General features: G+C 64.5%; 18 protein-coding genes. 14 read left to right on the forward strand and 4 right to left on the reverse strand.

Annotation, left to right across the window (positions count from 1 at the left end):
* Nucleotides 1-17: 17 nt before the first annotated feature.
* From HB630_RS03725 to HB630_RS03740, 4 genes are all read left to right on the forward strand, one after another.
* Nucleotides 18-1169, forward strand: coding sequence for a DegT/DnrJ/EryC1/StrS aminotransferase family protein (locus tag HB630_RS03725; protein ID WP_213770120.1), 1152 nt, complete (start codon nucleotides 18-20; stop codon nucleotides 1167-1169).
* A gap of 201 nt (nucleotides 1170-1370) precedes the next feature.
* The gene (gene murJ / locus HB630_RS03730) at nucleotides 1371-2900 is read left to right on the forward strand and encodes a murein biosynthesis integral membrane protein MurJ (RefSeq protein WP_213770122.1); all 1530 of its coding nucleotides are present in this window, start codon (nucleotides 1371-1373) and stop codon (nucleotides 2898-2900) included.
* Nucleotides 2901-2986: 86 nt separating this feature from the next.
* Nucleotides 2987-5296: a xanthine dehydrogenase family protein molybdopterin-binding subunit gene (locus HB630_RS03735; protein ID WP_213770124.1), complete on the forward strand. Its 2310-nt coding sequence runs from the start codon at nucleotides 2987-2989 to the stop codon at nucleotides 5294-5296.
* Nucleotides 5297-5397: 101 nt separating this feature from the next.
* Nucleotides 5398-5844, forward strand: coding sequence for a cytochrome c (locus tag HB630_RS03740; RefSeq protein ID WP_213770126.1), 447 nt, complete (start codon nucleotides 5398-5400; stop codon nucleotides 5842-5844).
* Nucleotides 5845-5998: 154 nt separating this feature from the next.
* Here HB630_RS03740 and HB630_RS03745 read toward each other — a convergent pair whose 3' ends face one another.
* On the reverse strand, nucleotides 5999-6424 hold the full coding sequence (locus HB630_RS03745) for a CHRD domain-containing protein (protein WP_213770128.1): 426 nt from the start codon (nucleotides 6422-6424) through the stop codon (nucleotides 5999-6001).
* Nucleotides 6425-6610: 186 nt separating this feature from the next.
* Between HB630_RS03745 and HB630_RS03750 the strand changes: the two genes are divergently transcribed.
* Nucleotides 6611-7552, forward strand: a complete 942-nt coding sequence (locus HB630_RS03750; RefSeq protein ID WP_213770130.1) for a cytochrome c — start codon at nucleotides 6611-6613, stop codon at nucleotides 7550-7552.
* 26 nt (nucleotides 7553-7578) lie between these two features.
* Here the strand turns inward: HB630_RS03750 and HB630_RS03755 are convergent, their stop codons facing one another.
* Entirely contained in the window at nucleotides 7579-7824 is a 246-nt protein-coding gene (locus HB630_RS03755) for an Lrp/AsnC ligand binding domain-containing protein (RefSeq protein WP_213770132.1), read from the reverse strand.
* Between the two features lie 242 nt (nucleotides 7825-8066).
* Between HB630_RS03755 and thiD the strand changes: the two genes are divergently transcribed.
* From thiD to HB630_RS03775, 4 genes are all read left to right on the forward strand, one after another.
* Nucleotides 8067-8867 carry a bifunctional hydroxymethylpyrimidine kinase/phosphomethylpyrimidine kinase gene (thiD, locus tag HB630_RS03760; RefSeq protein WP_213770133.1) on the forward strand — a complete coding sequence of 267 codons (801 nt, stop codon included), beginning with the start codon at nucleotides 8067-8069 and terminating at the stop codon, nucleotides 8865-8867.
* A gap of 362 nt (nucleotides 8868-9229) precedes the next feature.
* Nucleotides 9230-10045, forward strand: a complete 816-nt coding sequence (locus HB630_RS03765) for a UDP-2,3-diacylglucosamine diphosphatase (protein WP_213770732.1) — start codon at nucleotides 9230-9232, stop codon at nucleotides 10043-10045.
* Entirely contained in the window at nucleotides 10045-11097 is a 1053-nt protein-coding gene (locus HB630_RS03770; protein ID WP_213770135.1) for a glycosyltransferase family 1 protein, read from the forward strand. Before HB630_RS03765 ends, HB630_RS03770 begins: the two co-directional genes overlap by 1 nt.
* Before the next feature lie 44 nt (nucleotides 11098-11141).
* Complete coding sequence (locus HB630_RS03775) at nucleotides 11142-12131, forward strand: threonine/serine dehydratase (RefSeq protein ID WP_213770136.1); 990 nt, start codon at nucleotides 11142-11144, stop codon at nucleotides 12129-12131.
* A 14-nt stretch (nucleotides 12132-12145) separates the two neighbouring features.
* On the opposite strand, the gene HB630_RS03780 is transcribed toward HB630_RS03775, so the two are convergent.
* The gene (locus HB630_RS03780) at nucleotides 12146-13348 is read right to left on the reverse strand and encodes a hypothetical protein (protein ID WP_213770137.1); all 1203 of its coding nucleotides are present in this window, start codon (nucleotides 13346-13348) and stop codon (nucleotides 12146-12148) included.
* Nucleotides 13349-13424: 76 nt separating this feature from the next.
* Here HB630_RS03780 and HB630_RS03785 point away from each other — a divergent pair, with 76 nt between their 5' ends.
* Entirely contained in the window at nucleotides 13425-14618 is a 1194-nt protein-coding gene (locus HB630_RS03785) for an MFS transporter (protein ID WP_213770138.1), read from the forward strand.
* On the opposite strand, the gene dgcA is transcribed toward HB630_RS03785, so the two are convergent.
* Complete coding sequence (gene dgcA / locus HB630_RS03790) at nucleotides 14588-15583, reverse strand: N-acetyl-D-Glu racemase DgcA (RefSeq protein ID WP_213770139.1); 996 nt, start codon at nucleotides 15581-15583, stop codon at nucleotides 14588-14590. The two genes, HB630_RS03785 and dgcA, sit on opposite strands and share 31 nt — an antisense overlap.
* 149 nt (nucleotides 15584-15732) lie before the next feature.
* Between dgcA and HB630_RS03795 the strand changes: the two genes are divergently transcribed.
* The 4 genes from HB630_RS03795 to HB630_RS03810 all read left to right on the forward strand — a co-directional run bounded on the left by HB630_RS03795 (nucleotide 15733) and on the right by HB630_RS03810 (nucleotide 18993).
* Entirely contained in the window at nucleotides 15733-16866 is a 1134-nt protein-coding gene (locus HB630_RS03795; RefSeq protein ID WP_213770140.1) for an MlaE family lipid ABC transporter permease subunit, read from the forward strand.
* A 2-nt stretch (nucleotides 16867-16868) separates the two neighbouring features.
* The gene (locus tag HB630_RS03800; protein WP_213770142.1) at nucleotides 16869-17639 is read left to right on the forward strand and encodes an ABC transporter ATP-binding protein; all 771 of its coding nucleotides are present in this window, start codon (nucleotides 16869-16871) and stop codon (nucleotides 17637-17639) included.
* Between the two features lie 23 nt (nucleotides 17640-17662).
* Entirely contained in the window at nucleotides 17663-18538 is an 876-nt protein-coding gene (locus tag HB630_RS03805; RefSeq protein WP_213770144.1) for an MlaD family protein, read from the forward strand.
* Nucleotides 18539-18735: 197 nt separating this feature from the next.
* A complete protein-coding gene (locus tag HB630_RS03810) occupies nucleotides 18736-18993 on the forward strand; it encodes a c-type cytochrome (RefSeq protein ID WP_249780684.1) in 258 nt (85 codons plus the stop codon).
* Nucleotides 18994-19403 lie beyond the last annotated feature (410 nt).

Below are 19403 nucleotides of genomic sequence, written 5' to 3' on the forward strand. Positions count from 1 at the left end.
CGACAGCTGAAGGCTCCATGAACCAGCATATCCCCGTAGAACCCGTGCCCTTTATCGATATCGGCGCGCAGCGCCGCCGGCTCGGCAAATCCATCGATGAGGCGGTCGCCCGCGTGCTCGCCCACTGCCAGTTCATCAACGGCCCGGAGGTGACGCAGCTCGAGGCGCTGCTGGCCGAATTCTCCGGCGCGAAACATGTCGTGAGCTGCGCCAGCGGCACCGACGCGTTGTTGATGGCGCTGATGGCCAACGGCATCGGCCGTGGCGACGCGGTGTTCTGCCCGTCCTTTACGTTCTGCGCGACCGGCGAATCGGTGGCGCTGACCGGCGCGACGCCGGTGTTCGTCGATGTCGACGAGACGACTTTCAACATGGATGCCGCCTCGCTGGAGCGCGGCATCGCCACTGCGAAGAAGCGCGGCCTCACGCCGAAGGCGGTGATTCCGGTCGATCTGTTCGGGCAGAGCGCCGATCATGATGCCATCGGCGCGGTCGCGGCGGCCGAGGGTCTTTTCGTCCTGGACGACGCCGCGCAGGGGTTTGGCGCAAGCTACAAGGGCCGCCGTCTCGGCACCTTCGGCCGCGTCACCGCGACCAGCTTTTTCCCCGCCAAACCGCTCGGCTGTTTCGGCGACGGCGGCGCGATCTTCACCGATGACGCCGAACTTGCCGCGACGCTGCGCAGCATCCGCGTCCACGGCCAGGGCTCGGACAAATACGACAACGTTCGCTTAGGGATCACGGGACGCCTCGACACCATGCAGGCGGCGATCCTGATAGAGAAGCTGAAGATCTTCGAGGATGAGATCGCAGCCCGCAACAAGGTCGCGGAGCGCTATGCGCGCGGGCTCGGCAATGTCGTGACCGTGCCGCAAGTCGCCGCCGGTTGCACCTCGGTCTGGGCGCAATACACCATTCGGCTGCCGAAGGGGACCGATCGCGACGGATTTGCTGCGGCGCTGAAGGTGCAGGGCATTCCGACCGCGATCTATTATCCGAAGTCGATGCATCAGCAGACGGCGTACCGGGATTTTCCGGTCGCCGACGGCGGTCTGCCGGTGAGCGAGAGGCTGTCCTCCGACGTGATCAGCCTGCCGATGCATGCCTATCTCGACGAGCCGGCGCAGGAGCGCGTCATCAGGGCTGTGCGCGGCGCGCTGGGGGCATGATCCCGAAAAGTGGCGTCCGGTTTTCGGGAAAGATCATGCCCAAACAAAAGGGGGCTGATTTCGCCGTTTTGAAGCGCCACCGCATGGACATCGCGTTTTCGAGCGAAGTGGGCACCGGTTCGCGTGAAGAAAACGCGTCAACCAGAAACTAGCACTTCGGTTCTGATTCAATCAGAACCGAATATGCGATAGAAGCGGCGCATGCTCGGACGTATCTTCACCGTCGGCGGCTATACGCTGCTCTCGCGGCTGACCGGTTTTGCACGCGATATCATGCTGGCTGCGATCCTGGGCGCAGGACCGGTCGCGGACGCATTTTTCGTGGCGTTCCGGCTGCCCAATCATTTCCGTGCGATCTTCGCCGAAGGCGCCTTCAATGCGTCGTTCGTGCCGGCCTATGCCCACGTCCACGGCAAGGGCGGGGAGACCTCGGCGCGGTTGTTCGCCGATCGCATCTTTACGCTGCTGTTTCTGTCGCAGGTGGTCCTGCTCGTCGCCGCCTGGCTGTTCATGCCGCAGGCCATGAGCCTGCTTGCGCCCGGTTTCACCGACGAGCCCGAGCAGCGGCGGCTCGCGATCGAACTGACCCGCATCACCTTTCCCTATCTCCTGCTGATCACGCTGGTGACGCTGTATGGCGGCATGCTCAACGTGATGCACCGTTTTGCCAGCGCGGCGGCGGCCTCGATCTTTCTCAACCTCGCCATGATGATGACGCTGGCGCTGGCCGCGGTGTTTCCGACCGCCGGCCATGCCGCGGCGTGGGGCGTGTTGATCTCGGGCTTCCTGCAATATTTTCTGCTGGCGGGCGATCTTTCGCGCCACGGCGGCCTGCCGCGCTTCGCGCCGTTGAAGCTCGACGAGGATGTGCGGGCCTTCTTCCGCGCGATCGGCCCGGCGACGCTGGGCTCGATGGGCACGCAAGTCGCGATGTTCGCCGACACCATCATCGCGACCTTCCTGCCGGCCGGCGCGCTGTCGGCGCTGTATTATGCCGACCGGCTCTATCAACTGCCGATCGGGGTGATCGGCATCGCCATCGGCACCGTCCTGTTGCCGGAAATGTCGCGGCTGATCACGGCGGGCGACGATGCGGGCGCTGCGGCGGCACAGCGCCGCGCGTTTGAATTCACCTTACTGGCCACCGTGCCGTTCGTGGCTGCGTTCCTCACCGTGCCGGACGTCATCACCCGCGCGATGTTTGCGCGCGGCGCGTTCACCAGAGGAGATGCGGCGGCAGCGGCCGTGACGCTTGCCGCTTACGCGATCGGACTCATTCCCTTCGTGATGATCCGCAGTGCGGTCGCGACATTCTACGCCCGCAAGGACACCGCGACGCCGGTGAAGGCATCGCTCACCGGGCTGACCGTCAACGTCATCCTGAAGGTCTTGCTGATGGGACCGCTGGCGCAGGTCGGTCTGGCGATGGCCACCGCGGTCGGCGCCTGGATCAATCTGTTGCTGGTGCTCGGCTTTGCCGTGCGGGCCGGCTATCTCCATTTCGATCGCGCGCTGACACGATCGCTGGTGAAGTTTGCCGCGTCCGGCGCCGTGCTCGCCGTGGTATTCTGGGGTACGGCAAAATTGGCTGCGGCGCAGTTTGCACACTTGCCCGGGTTTCGTAACGAGGCCGCGCTTCTGGCCCTGATCGTCGTCGGCGCGATCGTTTACGCCGGATCGATCCTGATTCTATTCGGCACAGGCTGGCTGCGGTCGCTGCTGCGCAGCTAAATCCTTTGCGCTTGTGCGCGATCCGCTGCAATATGCCGCCAAGTGCTGCAATATGCCGCCAAGTCGACACTGCGATTGGAGATCTGATGGCTGCTCCGGTTAAATTTGGCGTCGGCCAAAGCGTCTTGCGCAAGGAAGACGATGCGCTGATCCGCGGCAAGGGCCGCTACACCGATGACCACGTGCCGCAAGCGGCGATGCATGCGCTGGTGCTGCGCTCACCGCATGCGCATGCGAGCTTCACCATCGATGTCACCCGTGCCCGTGATCTGCCGGGCGTCGGCGTGATTCTGACCGCGGAGGATGTGAAGGATCTCGGCGGGTTGCCGTGTCTGTTCAATCTGGACGACCATCCCTTTACCGGTCCGCTTTATCCGATCCTCGCCAAGGACGAGGTGCGCCACGTCGGCGACGCCGTCGCCTTTGTCGTCGCCGAAACCGTCGATCAGGCCCGCGACGCCATCGAGGCCATCGAGGTCGATTGGACGCCGTTGCCGGCCGTGGTCGGCCTCGCCAATGCCGTGAAGCCGGGCGCGCCGCGGGTCTGGCCCGATCATCCCGGCAATGTGCTGTTCGACGTGCCGATCGGCGACAAGAAGGCGACGGATGCCGCGTTCGCGAAAGCCCATGCGGTGGCCGAAGTATCGATCGTCAATCCGCGCGTCATCACCAATTTCATGGAGACGCGCGCAGCGGTCGCTGAATACGACGCCAAACGGGATCATCTGACGCTGACCATCGGCAGCCAGGGCAGCCATCGACTGCGCGAGATCCTGTGCCAGAATGTCCTGAAGATGCCGATCGAGAAAATGCGGGTGATCTGCCCGGATGTCGGCGGCGGGTTCGGCACCAAGCTGTTTCCCTATCGCGAATATGCGCTGGTTGCGGTCGCCGCGCGCAAGCTGCGCAAAACCATCAAATGGACCGCCGACCGCGCCGATCATTTCATGGGCGACGCGCAGGGCCGCGACAACGTCACCAGGGCGCGGATGGCGCTGGCCGAGGATGGCAAGTTCCTCGCGATGGATGTCGATCTGATGGGCGATATGGGCGCCTATCTCTCGACCTTCGGTCCCTACATCCCGCATGGCGGCGCCGGCATGCTGCCCGGCCTGTACGACATCCAGGTCTTCCATTGCCGCGTACGCACGATCTTCACCAACACCGTGCCGGTCGATGCCTATCGCGGCGCCGGCCGTCCCGAAGCGGCCTATGTGGTGGAGCGGCTGGTCGATGCCGCCGCGCGCAAGCTCGACATGACGCCGGATGCGATCCGGCGCAAGAACTTCATCGCGCCGAAGTCCATGCCGTACACGACCGCAACCGGGAAGGTCTATGATTCCGGCGATTTCACCGCGCATATGAAGCGCGCGATGGAGGTCGCGGCGTGGAAGGATTTTCCCGGGCGCGCCCGGGCCGCGAAGAAGCAGGGCCTGGTGCGCGGCATCGGCATGTCGACCTATGTCGAGGTGTGCGGCACCATGGGTGAAGAGACCGCCCATGTCGCGCTCGATCCCAATGGTGACATCACGGTCCTGATCGGCACCCAGTCGAGCGGGCAGGGCCACAAGACGGCCTATGCGCAATTGGTCTCCGAACAGTTCGGGGTCGCGCCCGAGCGCGTCCACGTCTTCCAGGGCGACACCGACATGATCGCGACCGGTCTCGGCACCGGCGGTTCGGCTTCGATTCCCTCGGGCGGCGTTAGCGTCGAGCGGGCGACGCACACGCTTGGCGTGAATTTGCGTGAGATCGCCGCCGAGGCGCTGGAGACCAGCGCCGGCGACCTGGAGATCAGCGAAGGCGTCATTCGCGTCGCCGGCACCGATCGCACGATCAGCTTCGCGGATCTCGCCAAGCGGCCGGGTGTCGATCCGTCGAAGCTGAAGGCGAGCGCGACCTTCTCGAGTGCCGACGGCACCTTTCCCAACGGCACGCATGTCGCCGAGGTCGAGATCGATCCCGCCACCGGCATCATCCGGATCGTGAACTACGTCATTGTCGATGATTTCGGCGTGACGTTGAATCCGCTGCTGCTTGCCGGCCAGGTCCATGGCGGTGCCATGCAGGGCATCGGCCAGGCGCTGATGGAGCAGGCGGTCTACGATCCCAAGGACGGCCAGCTCGTTACCGGGACATTCATGGACTATGCCTTGCCGCGCGCCGCCGATGGCCCGTCCTTTGTGTTCGAGACCCACAATGTGCCCTGCACGACCAATCCGCTAGGGGTAAAGGGCGCGGGCGAGGCCGGTGCGATCGGCTCCTGCCCGGCTATCGTCAATGCGATTATCGAGGGGCTGTGGCGCGAATACAAAATCGACCACATCGACATGCCGGCAACCCCGGAACGGGTCTGGATCGCGATCCGCGAGCACCAGCGCCGGCATAGCCTCTGATATATTTTGGATGGGAATGAAACACCGGCGGCGGTGTTGCAAGGATCGTGGCAGGGCGTGCGGATGGACCGCACGGCCGGGAAATAAAGGGGACTGGAATGATGATGCGAGCGGTTGTGGTCGCGGCGACGTTGTTGCTAGGCGTCGGCGCGGTGGTGGCACAGCAGGACGCCGTCAAGCATGCGCAGGGCTTTATGAAGGGCAATGGGAAGAACGCCGGGGCGCTGGCGGCCATGATCAAGGGCGACAAGCCCTATGACCAGGCGACCGTCGATACCGCGATCGCCCAGTTCGAGGACACCGCCAAGAATCTTCCGACGCTGTTCCCCGAGAGCATCAAGGGCGTCAAGGCAGAGGGCGATTACAGCCCGTCTCCGAAAATCTGGGAAGACCAGGCCGGTTTCAGCGAGCACATTGCAAGCTTCGCCAAGGCCGTGGCGGATGCCAAGGTCGCGATCAAGGATATCGACTCGCTGAAGGCGACGCTGCCTGTCATCGGCAAGCAATGCGGCGGTTGTCACGAGACCTACCGCGTCAAGAACAGCTAGAACGGCTTGATCTTGGATTCAAAAATTTTGTCATTCCGGGATGCGCTATTTGGCGCAGACCCGGAATGACGGTGCAAAATTAAAAGCTGCTTCGATCATGAAAAGGGGCGGGCGCCCGGTGCGCTCGCCCCGCTTCATTGATCGACCGACGGCCTTACTTGGTCACCTGGCCGCGGATTTCGCCGCCCGGATTGGCCGCGGTATGGATGTTGACATAGTATTTGCCGGCTTCGAGATCGGCGGCCTGCGCGTCGGTCAGCGTGGCGCTGCCTTCGACGGGGTTGGAAGTGACGCCGGGGATCGCGACCGCGACACCCGCGTTCTTGCCGACTTCGGCCGGCCCGTGGAAATGGGCCGCGGTCGCGGGACCGGTCAGTCCGGAATAGGTCAGCTTCCAGGTCAGTTTCTTGGTGGCGGCATCGTAATCGATGTCCGCTTCGCCCTTGCCGGCGCTGGTGGTGGGCGGGTTTTCGGACTTGCCGTCCAGGGTTGCCTTCATTTTCTCGGCAAAGGCTGAGCCGGCAAAGGCGACGGACGCGCCCAGTGCCAGCGTAACAAGTGCGATTCTGGTTTTCGACATGATGCTCTCCCTGTTGACGTCAAGTGTTCGTGCGGTCGCAAACAAACCAATGACATTTCCTCAAAACAATGAGATTTCAGCTTTATTCCCGCCGCGGGTCAGCTGCCTGAATCTTTCGGGCAGCCTGTGCCGGAAGTGAAACCATACTAGCCGCTAAATGCGGGGCGGCTGATGACGGATCGGTGAATGTTGCGACGAATTATCCTTGGCTTGCTCCTGGCCGGCGTCGTTGCTTTCGGCGTCTATTGGTCGCTGACGGCGACATGGCTCACCAGCGCCGTCGCGACAGATGCCGCTTACACGCCGAACCTCGCGAACGGTCAGACAACATTCAACGCCGGCGGATGTTCCTCCTGCCACGCCGTGCCCGGCCAGCCTGACCGCACCCGGCTCGGCGGCGGCCTGGCACTGCCTTCGCCGTTCGGGACCTTCTACGTGCCGAACATCTCGCCCGATCCGGTTGACGGCATCGGCCGATGGACCGAGGCGCAGTTCGTCGACGCCGTGATGCGCGGGGTCTCGCCGTCGGGCTTCCATTATTTCCCGGCGCTTCCCTACGACTCCTACGCGCATGCGAAGCGCGACGACATCCGCGACCTCTTCGCCTATCTGAAAACGCTGCCGCCGGTTTCCGGCCGGGTGCGCGACCATGATGTGCCGTTTCCATTCAACATCCGCCGCAATATCGGGATCTGGAAATGGCTGTTCATGGACGACAAGCCGTTTGCGCCGGATGCGTTGCGCCCGGCGCAGTGGAATCGCGGCGCGTATCTCGTGAACAGTCTTGGTCATTGCGCGGAGTGTCATAGCCCGCGCAATTTCCTCGGCGGCATCGTCGCCTCGCAGCGCTTCGCCGGCGGACCCGATCCGGACGGCAAGGGCTGGGTGCCTAACATCACGCAAAAGGGGCTGAGCGACTGGAGCGCCAAGGATATCTCGTATTTCCTCGAAACCGGGCAAACGCCCGACGGCGACACCATCGGCGGTTCGATGACGAGCGTGATCGGGAATATGTCGCAATTGAGCGCCGATGACCGCGACGCGATCGCCGAATATCTGAAATCGCTGCCGCCGGTCGACGGCCCCTCGCGGCCCGGGAAGGCGGCAAGCGATAGCGGCAAGTCCTGATCGGACGATCGGCGGTGGGACGGTTTTTAGCTCGTGCCGAACGCCTTGAAGGTGATGATGGTGCGGGTGTCCTGGATGCCGGGAATGACCTGCACCTTTTCGTTGACGAAATGCCCGATATCCATGTCGTTATCGACATAGAACTTGACCAGCAGGTCGTAATCGCCCGCGGTGGAATAGATCTCCGAGGCGATCTCGGCCTCCGCGAGCGCATTGGCGACGGCATAGGATTGCCCGAGCTTGCATTTGATCTGGACGAAAAAGGGAACCATCGCTGTCGTCTCCGAAACGCGTTCCGGCAATAGAGCCAAAAAAGGCCCGGCGTGGCAAGCAAACTTGCCGGGGATGGATCGTCGCGCTAGAGCATGATCGGTTCTGACTGAATCAGAACCGAAACTCTAGATTCTTGTTTTGACGCGTTTTCTTCATGCGAACCGGTCCCCACTTCGCTCGAAAACGCGCTAGGACACCACATGACCTTTCGGCGGCTGCATCCATCCCTGCGGGCACCGCGATGACGATACCAATCGCGCTCACGGTCGCCGGTTCGGATTCGTCGGGCGGCGCCGGCATTCAGGCGGACCTCAAGACATTCGCCGCGCTCGGCGTCTACGGCGCGTCGGTGATCACGGCGCTGACCGCGCAGAACACGACCGGCGTGAGCGGGATTCACCTGGTGCCCGCGGAATTCGTCACCGCGCAGATCGACGCGGTGTTCGGCGACCTTGACATCAGGGCCGTCAAGATTGGGATGGTGGGGCAACAGGCGACGATCGAGGCTGTCGCCGCCGGTCTGGCGAAATGGTCGCCGAAGCATGTCGTGCTCGACCCGGTGATGGTGGCCACATCGGGCGATCACCTGCTGGCGCGGGATGCGGTCGAGGCCTTGCGGAGCGGGCTGATTCCGCGCGCTTCCCTCCTGACTCCCAATCTGCCGGAAGCGGCGGCGCTGCTGGGAGAACCGCTTGCTGCGGACGAGGCCGCGATCGAAAGCCAGGGCCGGAAGCTGCTCGCGATGGGGTGTGGCGCCGTGCTGGTCAAGGGCGGCCACGGGCAGGGCGCCGAGAGCATCGATTATCTGTTCACGCCGCGCGGCACGATGGCGCTGGCCGCGCCGCGGATCGCGACGGCCAACACCCACGGCACCGGCTGCTCGCTGTCGTCGGCGATCGCCGCCGGGCTCGCCAAGGGCGAGGATCTGGAAACCGCCGTCCGTCAGGCCAAGGGCTGGATCAGCGCGGCGATATCGGAGGCCGACCGGCTCGGCGTCGGTCATGGCCACGGCCCGGTGCATCATTTTCACAGGTTTTATTGAGGCGGAGCGAAAGCCGCCGACGCCCGTTGCGAGGACGCCGGGGTCATGCGCCCGGCTGTCCTAACCAAGAAGCGGGTCAAGACGCCCGGCTCCGGCTCAAATCGCCTGGAATCGGGGATTCCAGCCGTTCCCGGAGCCGTAATCCCGCCATCGCCCCGATCCCTGTCGCTTGATTGTCGTAGAGCGCTGTTATCGCCGTTTTAAGGAAAACATACGTCCGATTCGGTTCGGATGTCGGCGGTGGATGGACCCCGACTTGCCGGATGTCGCAGGGGTGCTCCGTTCGGCAGCCCTGAACGGCTGGTCCATTTGACGCACGCTTCGTCATCGCGCTGTCACGGGATTGTAGTATGAACTCATCCATGGGAAGTGACTCCACAAGTGAAGAGAGCCCGGAGCGGCGCTTTCGCACTTTATTTATCTCCGACGTTCACCTCGGAGCGCGCGGTTCGCAGGCCGAGCGATTGCTGGATTTCCTTCGCGATCACGATGCCGACACCATCTATCTCGTCGGCGATATCGTCGACGGATGGGCGCTGAAGTCCAACTGGTACTGGCCGCAATCGCACAACGACTTTGTGCAGAAGATGCTGCGCAAGGCGCGCAAGGGCGCCAAGGTCGTTTACGTGCCGGGCAATCACGACGAATTCCTGCGCAACTATTACGGCACCCATTTCGGCGGCATCGACGTGGTGGAAAACATCATCCATGAGGGCGCCGACGGTAAGCGCTATCTGGTGATCCACGGCGATATCTTCGACCTCGTGGTGCAGAACGCGCGCTGGCTCGCCCATCTCGGCGATACCGCTTACGATCTCGCCATCCGCATCAACCGTTTCGTCAACATGTTCCGGCGCTGGTTCGGCGCGCCCTATTGGTCGCTGTCGCAATGGGCCAAGCTGAAGGTGAAGAACGCCGTAAATTACATCGGCGCCTTCGAAGCCACGCTGGCCGCCGAAGCGCGCCGTCACGGCGCCGACGGCGTGATCTGCGGCCACATCCACTACGCCACCATCCGCGACGAGCACGGCATCCGCTACATGAATTGCGGCGACTGGGTCGAAAGCTGCACCGCGCTGGTCGAGCACGAAGACGGCAAGTTTGAAATCATCACCTGGACCGAACCGCTGCGGAAGGTGGCGCCGGTCGCTGCCTCGATGACGGCCCGCGCGGCCTGATGCGAATCCTGGTCGCGACCGATGCGTGGCACCCGCAGGTCAACGGGGTGGTACGCACGCTGACCATGATGGCGGAAGCGGCAAGGACGTTCGGCGTCGAGATCAGCTTTCTCACGCCGCAATCTTTCCGCACCTTTGCGATGCCGAGCTATCCCGATCTGCGGCTGGCCTTGCCGAGCCCGGCCAAGACGGCGGACCTGATCGAGGCGGCCCGGCCGGATGCCATCCACATCGCCACCGAAGGTCCGATCGGATTCCTGGTGCGGCGCTATTGCCGCAAACGCGGGCTGCCGTTCACAACGGGTTTCCACACCCGCTTTCCCGAATATGTTTCGGCGCGGCTGCCGATCCCTGAATCCTGGATTTGGGCCGCGCTGCGCCGGTTTCATGGTCCGAGCCGTGCGGTGATGGCGGCGACGCCGGCGCTGGCGACCGAATTGCGCGCGCGCGGCTTCCGCAACGTGGTGCTATGGCCGCGCGGCGTCGACACTGCGCTTTTCCATCCGCGCCACGTGGATCTCGGCCTGAAGCGCCCGATCTTTGCCTGCGTCGGCCGCGTCGCGGTCGAAAAGAATCTCGAGGCCTTTCTCGATCTCGATCTGCCCGGCACCAAGCTGATCGTCGGCGATGGGCCGGCCCGGTCGGCGCTGGCCCGGAAATATCCGCAAGCCGTGTTTCTCGGCGCGCGGCAAGGCGAGGAGCTGGCGCAGGCCTATGCTGCCGCCGACGTCTTCGTGTTTCCGAGCAGGACGGATACGTTCGGCCTCGTCCTGCTGGAGGCGCTTGCCAGCGGTCTGCCGGTCGCCGCGTTTCCCGTCACCGGCCCGCGCGACGTGATCGGCGCGGCGCCGGTCGGGGTCCTGAACGATGATCTGCGGGCCGCGTGCTTCTCGGCGCTTTCGATATCGCGGGAGACCTGTGTCGCGTTCGCGAAAGAGCACACCTGGGAAGCATCGGCCCGCGCGTTTGTCGACCACAATGTGGCGATCCGCTATGCCGGCGCCGCCAGCGATCCGCTCGAATTCGAGGTCGAACATCCGCGTTTCGTCTGACTGACGCCTTGCCGGTGCGCCAGAGCGCGAGATAGAAGACGGGGATGACCGACCCATCTCCGACCTTGCCCGTCACCGCCGCCGACATCGATGCCGCCGCGCGGACCATCGCGCCGTTCGCGGTGCGGACGCCTTTGCTCTCGCCGCCCGTGCTCAGCGAACGCATCGGAACGAGGGTGTTTCTGAAGCCGGAACTGTTGCAGCGCACCGGCTCGTTCAAGTTTCGCGGCGCCTTCAACAAGCTGTCGTCGATCCCGCGTGACCAGCGCGGCGGCGGCGTCGTGGCGTTCTCGTCCGGCAACCATGCCCAGGGCGTGGCCGCGGCGTCGCAGATTTTGAAGATGCAGGCGACCATCGTGATGCCGGCCGATGCGCCACTGTCCAAACGGGAACGCACCAAGGCCTATGGCGCGGAAGTCGTGCTCTATGATCGCGACCGCGAGGACCGTGAAGCCATTGCCCGCGACATCGCCGGCAAACGCGGCGCGACGCTGGTGCCGCCTTACGACGATCCCTTGGTGATCGCGGGCCAAGGCACGGTGGGACGTGAAATCGCCGAGGACATGGCGGCGCTTGGTCTTGCGCCCGATATCGTGGTCGCGCCGGCCTCGGGTGGCGGCCTGATCGCGGGCATCGCTACCGCCGTGAAGGCGCGTTATCCGCAGGTGATGCTGATGTCGGCGGAGCCTGAAGGCTTCGACGACCACGCGCTTTCGCTGCGCGCCGGCCGGCGCGAGCCGCATCGCGCCGGAGGCCGCACCATCTGCGACGCGCTGATGGCGCTAATTCCCGGCGAAATCACCTTCGCCATCAATTCCCGCCTGCTCACGCAGGGTGTCACCGCGTCCGATGCGGAAGTAGGCGAGGCCGTCGGATTCGCATTCCGCGAGCTGAAGCTCGTGGTCGAGCCGGGCGGCGCGGTCGGCCTCGCGGCGTTGCTCGCCGGTCATATCGATGCGAAGGGCAAGAACGTCGTCATCGTGCTGTCGGGCGGTAATGTCGATGCGGATCTGTTCGCGAAGCTGATCGGCTGACCGCGGGATTCTGATCAAGAAAAGAGGGCGATCTTTTCGGCCTGGCTCATGCGCCGGAGCGGCGCCAGAGGGTCGGTGGCCGAAATCGGCTTGCGCACGATTCCGCTGGCGACGAGCGCCGCGCCGAGAGAAGGTTCGGGCGAAGGGTGAGCAGCCGCCTGGACCTGGAATTCGGGAGTGCGTTCGCCAACAGGCTCCAGAGCCGGCTGTAGCGGCGGCGGCGATGGCTCCATGGCCGCCGTCATCTCCTGTATCGTCGGCAATTCAGCCGCGTATGCGATCACTTCCGACATGGTAGGCGAGTGATCGGCAGGCGAGGGATACGCAGCCGGCGTCTCCGCGGATTGTTCTTCCTCATCGTCCGAAGCATCGACCACGGACATTTCCAGGGCGATCATGTCGAGCAACGCCTCGTCATCGGCGTCTGCCGCCTCGGCCGATACCTCAACGCTCTCGGTGACCGGCTCGGCAGCGGCTGCTGAGTCAGTGGCTGCAACGGCGCTTTCACCGATTTCAGCGGTTTCGAGGGGCGTTCCGGAAACGGTCTCGGCCGCTGCAACGGACGCTTCGGCCTCGGCACTCGCTTCGCCCGTGGCGACCGGCGATGGGGCTGAGGAAGGCGGTGGTGCAGCCTCCGCGGTCGCTTTCCCGTGCTTGGCCGCTTCGGGCGGTGCGCCGGTGCGCCCATCAAACGCCGTCAGCCGCCGATCGACCAGATCGAACGCCGCATTCAGCGCCGCCTTGGGCTCGATGGAAGACAGATATAGGCAGCTTGCCTCGATGGCGGCGATTTGTGAATCGATCAGGTCGCAGATCCGGCTATCGGCGCCGATTTCGCGCCAGCGCCAGGAGATTTCCTTGATCACCCGCGCGCCCTTGCGCACCGGCGCCAGGTTTTGCTCCAGTGCGAAGCTGTCGAACGAGGCCGAAGCGGCCGCCCGCGCCCCGTCGAGCGCGGCCCTGATCGCCGACAAGGCATCCGCGAGCTTGCTGTCGGCGCCTTGTTGTTTTTGCGCGGCGAGAGACTGTTCGATCCGCACCACCGCATCGAGCACCATGCCGGTGTCGGCGTTGCGGTTGCGTTTGGCATATTCGCCGAGAAACCAGCGGCCCCGCGACGTCTCCATGAAGGCTTCGCTGATCGCCTCATAGTCTTCGTCGCTCGGCTGGGCGGCGCGGGCGGAGATCGGCGATAGGGCGAATGCATCGTTGGCCATGTCAAACTCTTCCGCGCAAATCATCGCGCGATACGTTAACGATCACCACGATCTCAAGCGAATCGCAATTGAATTGATGACTGGCCAGGCACCAATCCCCATCTCACCGCACGACAAGCGTCGGCGATTCGCAACCTGGCTCAGCCTGTTTTACGGCACGACCTTCGGCCTCGGCGGAACTTACCTGCCGTTCTTTCCGGTATGGCTGAAGGCGGTCGGGATCGATCCATCCTGGATCGGGACGATTGCTGCGGTGCCGTCGGTCACGCGCTTTACGGTGCTGCCCTTCATCACCGGCCTTGCGGAGCGGCGGCGGGCGGTGCGCGGTGCGATGATCGCCGCGGCATTTGCGACCGCGGTCGGGTTTGGGGCCGTCGGAACCCAGCATCTGCCGCTGCCGGTGTTCCTGCTGTTCGCGGCCACCGCCTGCGTCTGGACGCCGATGGTGCCGCTGACGGACGCCTATGCCCTGCGCGGCGTCGCGCGCTATGGCCTCGATTACGGCCCATTGCGGCTGTGGGGTTCGGTGGCCTTCATCCTGGGCGCGCTGGCCTGCGGCGTGCTGGTCGATATCATCGCGGCGCGGCACCTGATCTGGGCCATCGCCGGCATGGCGAGCCTTGGCGCGGTCATCGGGCTTGGCTTGCAGCCGCTCGATCGCCCGAAGGCCGCGCCGGCAGGGCTTCACCCGGCAGGCGCGCTGCTGTGCGATCCCGGCTTTTTCGCGATCATCCTGGCCTCGGCGCTGATTCAGGGCAGCCACGCCGCCTATTACGCCTTCGGCTCCATCACCTGGCAGGCCGCCGGTCTTGGCGGCGTGACCATTGCGGGGTTGTGGGCGCTCGGCGTAATCGCCGAAATCGTGGTGTTCGCGCTGTCGCCGCGATTTACGCTGCCGCCGGCGATCCTGGTGGTGATCGGCGCGCTCAGCGCGGTCGTGCGCTGGACGCTGACCGCGCAAGAGCCGCCGCTCGCGCTTCTCGCGCTGATCCAATTAGCGCACGGGCTGAGCTTCGGGTTGACTCAGGTCGGCACCATGAGCCTTCTGGTCCATCGCGTTCCCGGCCATGTGATGGCGCGCGGCCAAGGCTATCTCGCCGCTTGCAGCGGCATGGTCTATTGCGGCGCCTCGGTCCTGTCGGGCGTGGTCTATGCGCGCCACGGGCAGGGCGTCTATGACCTGATGGCCGCGATGGCGTTCTCGGGCGCGCTCGTGATGTGGCTGGCGCGGCACAGGCTTCAGCCCCAGAGCGCGGCCTCCGGCGGATAGACCAAGCTGCCGTCGTAGCGCAGCCCATTCTCGCGGTCGCGCGCCAGCAGCAAGGGGCCGTCGAGATCGACATAGCGCGCCTGTTGGGCCAGCAGCATGGCCGGCGCCATCGCCAGCGAGGTCGCGACCATGCAGCCGATCATCAACTCGAAGCCGAGCGCGCCGGCGGCATCCGCCATCGCCAGAGCCTCGGTCAGGCCGCCGGTCTTGTCGAGCTTGATGTTGACGGCGTCGTAGCGCTCGCGCAGCCCCGCGAGCGAGGCGCGGTCGTGAACGCTTTCGTCGGCGCAGACCGCCAGCGGCCGCCTGATGCGCGCCAGCGCCTCGTCCTTGCCGGCCGGAAGCGGCTGCTCGACTAGGGTGACGCCGGCCGCGGCGCAGGCCGCGAGGTTCTGCTCAAGGTTGTCGGCCGTCCATGCCTCGTTGGCGTCGACGATCAGTTCGGATTCGGGCGCGGCCTTGCGCACCGCCGCGATCCGCTCGCCATCGCCGTCGCCGCCGAGCTTGATCTTGAGCAGCGGCCGATGCGCGGCCTTGGCGGTTGCCGCCGCCATCGCCTCCGGCGTTCCCAGCGAAATCGTATAGGCGGTGGTGCAGGGCCGCGGCGCGGGACGTCCGATCAGGTCCCAGACCCGCTGTCCCTTGCTTTTGGCTTCCAGGTCCCATAGCGCGCAATCCAGCGCGTTGCGGGCGGCGCCGGCGGGCATCGCGTCTTGCAGGGCCTGCCGGTCGAGGCCGCGCCGCAGCAGATCCCGCATTGGCTTCAGAATGGCCAGCGTGGCCTCTGGCGTCTCGCCATAACGCGGGTAGGGAACGCATTCGCCGCGCCCGGTCAGGCCGCCCGAGCTTACTTCCGCCACAACCGTCGCGGCTTCTGTCTTGGCGCCGCGGCTGATGGTGAAGGCGCCTGCGATCGGCCAGCGCTCGATGCGGACAGAGAGCTTTATGATCCGGCTGGAAGTCATTTTAAGATCTGGCAAATCTCTATCCCTTAAGCTTGTCCGGCGAGGCTTGGGGAACCAAGTATGGCTGGTTGGGGGCCGTTTCGACAAGGCGGCGCAGTGGGAACCTTCTTTTTCATGAACGGCAGGGAATTGGCGCAGGAGCGGGCCGCGTGAGCGGCGACCCGACATTGGAGCGGGTGGCGCAGGGCGATGGCCTTGCGCTGCGCGCCGCCGGGTCGTGGACTGCGCCCTTCGCGGCGGTGCTGGAGCGCATCGTGGCCGACGCTGAAAAGCTGAAAGGCAGCCGCCCCGACATCTTCATCGATGCGTCGCAGGTCTCCCGGCTCGACACTTTCGGGGCGTGGCTGATCGAGCGGCTTCGCCGCAGCCTGACGGTCGGCGATGCCGAGGCGAAGATCGCGGGGCTTTCGGCGAATTATGCCAGCCTGGTCGACGAGGTGCGACGGGTGAAGGCGGCGCCGGCCGACGTCTCGCCGCCGCTGACGATCACGGGGATGCTGGACCAGATCGGGCGCAGCGTGGCCGGCTTCGGCGCCACGATCGTGCAACTGGTCGACATGCTGGGCGCCGTGCTCGCCGCCGCCGGCAGGGTCATCATCCGCCCGACCACCTTCCGCTTCGCCTCGACGGTGCATCATCTCGAACAGGTCGCCTGGCGGGCGGTGCCGATCGTCGGCCTCATCACCTTCCTGATCGGCTGCATCATTTCCCAGCAGGGCCTCTTTCACTTCCGCCGCTTCGGCGCCGACATCTTCGTGGTCGACATGCTCGGCGTGTTGGTGCTGCGCGAGATCGGCGTGCTGCTGGTGGCGATCATGGTGGCGGGCCGCTCCGGCAGCGCTTATACCGCCGAACTCGGCTCCATGAAGATGCGCGAGGAGATCGACGCGCTGCGCACCATGGGATTCGACCCGATCGAGGTTCTGGTTCTCCCAAGGCTGCTGGCGCTGATCATCGCGCTGCCGATCCTGGCGTTCCTGGGGGCGATGGCGGCGCTGTACGGCGGCGGGCTGGTGGCTTGGCTTTACGGCGGGGTCGAGCCCGAGGCGTTCCTGCTGCGCCTGCGCGATGCGATCTCGATCGATCATTTCATCGTCGGCATGGTCAAGGCGCCCGTCATGGCGGCGGTGATCGGCATTGTCGCCTGCGTCGAGGGGCTGGCGGTCGAGGGCAGCGCGGAATCGCTCGGCCAGCACACCACGTCCTCGGTCGTGAAGGGGATCTTCTTCGTGATCGTCATGGACGGCGTATTTGCGATCTTCTTCGCCTCGATCGGGATGTGACGATGGCGCCTGACATCTCCGACGCCATCATCCGGGTGCGCGACATCACCGTGCAGTTCGGCGCCACGCGGGTGCTCGACGGGCTTAATCTCGACGTCAAGCGCGGCGAGATCCTGGGCTTTGTCGGGCCGTCGGGGGCGGGTAAATCGGTGCTGACGCGCACCATCATCGGCCTGGTGCCCAAGGTCGCCGGGCAGATCGAGGTGTTCGGGATCGATCTCGACCGCGCCGACGCGAGGGCGCGGCGCGGCGTCGAGCGGCGCTGGGGCATCCTGTTTCAGCAGGGCGCGTTGTTTTCCTCGCTGACCGTACGGCAAAACATCCAGTTCCCGGTGCGCGAATATCTGCACCTCTCGCAGCGGCTGCTCGACGAGATCGTGGTCGCCAAGCTCGGCATGGTGGGGCTGCGTCCCGAGGTCGCCGATCGTTACCCGTCGGAACTTTCTGGCGGCATGATCAAGCGCGTGGCGCTGGCCCGCGCGCTCGCGCTCGATCCGGAACTGGTGTTCCTCGATGAGCCGACCTCCGGCCTCGATCCGATCGGCGCCGGCGATTTCGACGAGCTGGTGCGGACCCTGCAGCGTACTTTGGGGCTGACGGTTTTCATGGTAACCCACGATCTGGACAGTCTTTATACCGCTTGCGACCGCATTGCCGTTTTAGGGAACGGTAAGATCATTGCCGCAGGATCGATGGCCGACATGCAGGCCTCCGAGCATCCCTGGTTGCGGGCCTATTTCCACGGCAAGCGCGCCCGCGCGGTCATGAGCTAACATTCAATGCCGGAGCCGATTTGATGGAAACGCGGGCGAACTACGTCCTGATCGGAACCTTCACGCTGGCGGTGATCGCCGCAGCGGTCGGCTTCGTGCTGTGGTTTCAGAGCCTGCACACCACCAAGACGCGCGCGCCGCTGCGCGTCATCTTCGAAGGCCCGGCCTCGGGCCTGCGCAATGGCGGCAGTGTGAACTTCAATGGTATCAGGGTGGGCGAGGTGGTCTCGGTCAAACTCGATAACCCGCGTCGCGTCGTCGCACTCGCCATGATCGAGAACAACGCCCCGATCCGCAAGGACACCAAGGTCGGCCTCGAATTCCAGGGCCTGACCGGTGTCGCCGCGATTTCGCTGAAGGGCGGGGAGGAAGCCGCGCCGCCGGTTCCCGTGGACGAGGACGGCGTGCCGGTGCTGACCGCCGATCCGAACTCGCTGCAGGACGTCACCGAGGCGATCCGCGGCACGTTGCAGAACATCAACCGGGTGGTCGCGGACAACCAGGAATCGGTCAAGAACTCGCTGCATAACCTCCAGACCTTCACCGACGCGCTGGCGCGCAATTCGGAAAAACTCGACGGCCTGATGCTGAAGGTCGACGGCGTGATGGGGAAGGCGGACGACCTCATGCTCGGCCTCGATACGCTGGCCGGCGGCAAGGACGGCGGCGAATTGTTCCTGACCGTGAAATCGATCCGCGAACTGGCCGAGGATTTCGACAAGCGCTCGGGCGCGCTGATGATCGACGGCCGCAAGACGCTCGGCGACATCAGCCGCGCCGTGAACAATCTCGACCGCAACCCGACGCGCCTGATCTTCGGCCCGTCCAACGCCAGTGCTGCGTCGCCGCCGCCACCGGCCGCTCCGGCGTCGACGGCGACCGTGCGAAAGCGACCGTAGAGTCGCCAAGCGCAATAGCGATCGGCCCTTCTTGTCACCGCCATCTCGCGGCAGCATTACAAGTAGCGGCCGTTGATTTCAGCGGTTGAGCCAAAGTTCGCTTGATGCAGGTCAATATCCCAAGGTTACGGTTCGGCTACGGAAACTAAGGACATAGGTGAATTGAGGATTCGCTGATGAAGGTTCATCTGCACCAGATGAGTTTCGCGATTCTCATGATCGTCAGTCCGGCGATGGCCGCATCGCCTTCGGAACAGCGCGGCAAGACATTTGCGCTGAACAATTGCGCGCAATGCCATTCCATCGATCGGGTAACTCAAAGTCCACTTAAGGTCGCACCGCCGTTCCGAACCCTGCACCTGCGCTATCCCGTGCAGGATCTAGCCGAGGCCTTGGCCGAAGGCATTGACACCGGTCATCCGACGATGCCGGCGTTCCAGCTCGATCCTGATTAGATTCATGACCTGCTGTCCTATTTGAAAACGCTCGAATAGGATTACGGCGACAGCGGAAACGCCTGGAGAGGGCGATATTCGAGCTTTCTCGATACGGCCCACAAGGTTGGTACTCGTGTTTTTCTGGATCCCGGCTTCAGCGCCTATCTGGTCGTCTGAATGTCGTTGCTGTCAGCCGCAACCCGACGTCTCTGTTTTCGGACGGGGTGAGCTAGCCAAACCCGCGAGATCCCACGCGTTGTTTATGGCGATCAACAAAAGGCAGAGCCCGTGGGATGGTTGAGCCCCTGCGAAACCCATCACTTGGCCGCGTGATCGTTCGCTGGAAAGAGGCCGCCCCGGTACAATGAAGTTCGATGATAATTGATCATGCGGTGATGTCGCATGATCATGATGATGCGCCGAGGTGA

Source organism: Bradyrhizobium sp. dw_78, from assembly GCF_018449525.1.
Taxonomy (GTDB): domain Bacteria; phylum Pseudomonadota; class Alphaproteobacteria; order Rhizobiales; family Xanthobacteraceae; genus Bradyrhizobium.

Bases quoted from the DNA above. Each gene is read 5' to 3' on its own strand.
- HB630_RS03810 (WP_249780684.1), top strand. From the start codon at position 18,736: ATGAGTTTCGCGATTCTCATGATCGTCAGTCCGGCGATGGCCGCATCG.
- HB630_RS03765 (WP_213770732.1), top strand. From the start codon at position 9,230: ATGGGAAGTGACTCCACAAGTGAAGAGAGCCCGGAGCGGCGCTTTCGC.
- HB630_RS03745 (WP_213770128.1), bottom strand. From the start codon at position 6,424: ATGTCGAAAACCAGAATCGCACTTGTTACGCTGGCACTGGGCGCGTCC.
- HB630_RS03750 (WP_213770130.1), top strand. From the start codon at position 6,611: ATGTTGCGACGAATTATCCTTGGCTTGCTCCTGGCCGGCGTCGTTGCT.
- HB630_RS03805 (WP_213770144.1), top strand. From the start codon at position 17,663: ATGGAAACGCGGGCGAACTACGTCCTGATCGGAACCTTCACGCTGGCG.
- HB630_RS03725 (WP_213770120.1), top strand. From the start codon at position 18: ATGAACCAGCATATCCCCGTAGAACCCGTGCCCTTTATCGATATCGGC.
- HB630_RS03735 (WP_213770124.1), top strand. From the start codon at position 2,987: ATGGCTGCTCCGGTTAAATTTGGCGTCGGCCAAAGCGTCTTGCGCAAG.
- HB630_RS03800 (WP_213770142.1), top strand. From the start codon at position 16,869: ATGGCGCCTGACATCTCCGACGCCATCATCCGGGTGCGCGACATCACC.
- HB630_RS03770 (WP_213770135.1), top strand. From the start codon at position 10,045: ATGCGAATCCTGGTCGCGACCGATGCGTGGCACCCGCAGGTCAACGGG.
- HB630_RS03785 (WP_213770138.1), top strand. From the start codon at position 13,425: ATGACTGGCCAGGCACCAATCCCCATCTCACCGCACGACAAGCGTCGG.
- HB630_RS03755 (WP_213770132.1), bottom strand. From the start codon at position 7,824: ATGGTTCCCTTTTTCGTCCAGATCAAATGCAAGCTCGGGCAATCCTAT.
- HB630_RS03740 (WP_213770126.1), top strand. From the start codon at position 5,398: ATGATGCGAGCGGTTGTGGTCGCGGCGACGTTGTTGCTAGGCGTCGGC.
- dgcA (WP_213770139.1), bottom strand. From the start codon at position 15,583: ATGACTTCCAGCCGGATCATAAAGCTCTCTGTCCGCATCGAGCGCTGG.
- HB630_RS03775 (WP_213770136.1), top strand. From the start codon at position 11,142: ATGACCGACCCATCTCCGACCTTGCCCGTCACCGCCGCCGACATCGAT.
- thiD (WP_213770133.1), top strand. From the start codon at position 8,067: ATGACGATACCAATCGCGCTCACGGTCGCCGGTTCGGATTCGTCGGGC.
- HB630_RS03780 (WP_213770137.1), bottom strand. From the start codon at position 13,348: ATGGCCAACGATGCATTCGCCCTATCGCCGATCTCCGCCCGCGCCGCC.
- murJ (WP_213770122.1), top strand. From the start codon at position 1,371: ATGCTCGGACGTATCTTCACCGTCGGCGGCTATACGCTGCTCTCGCGG.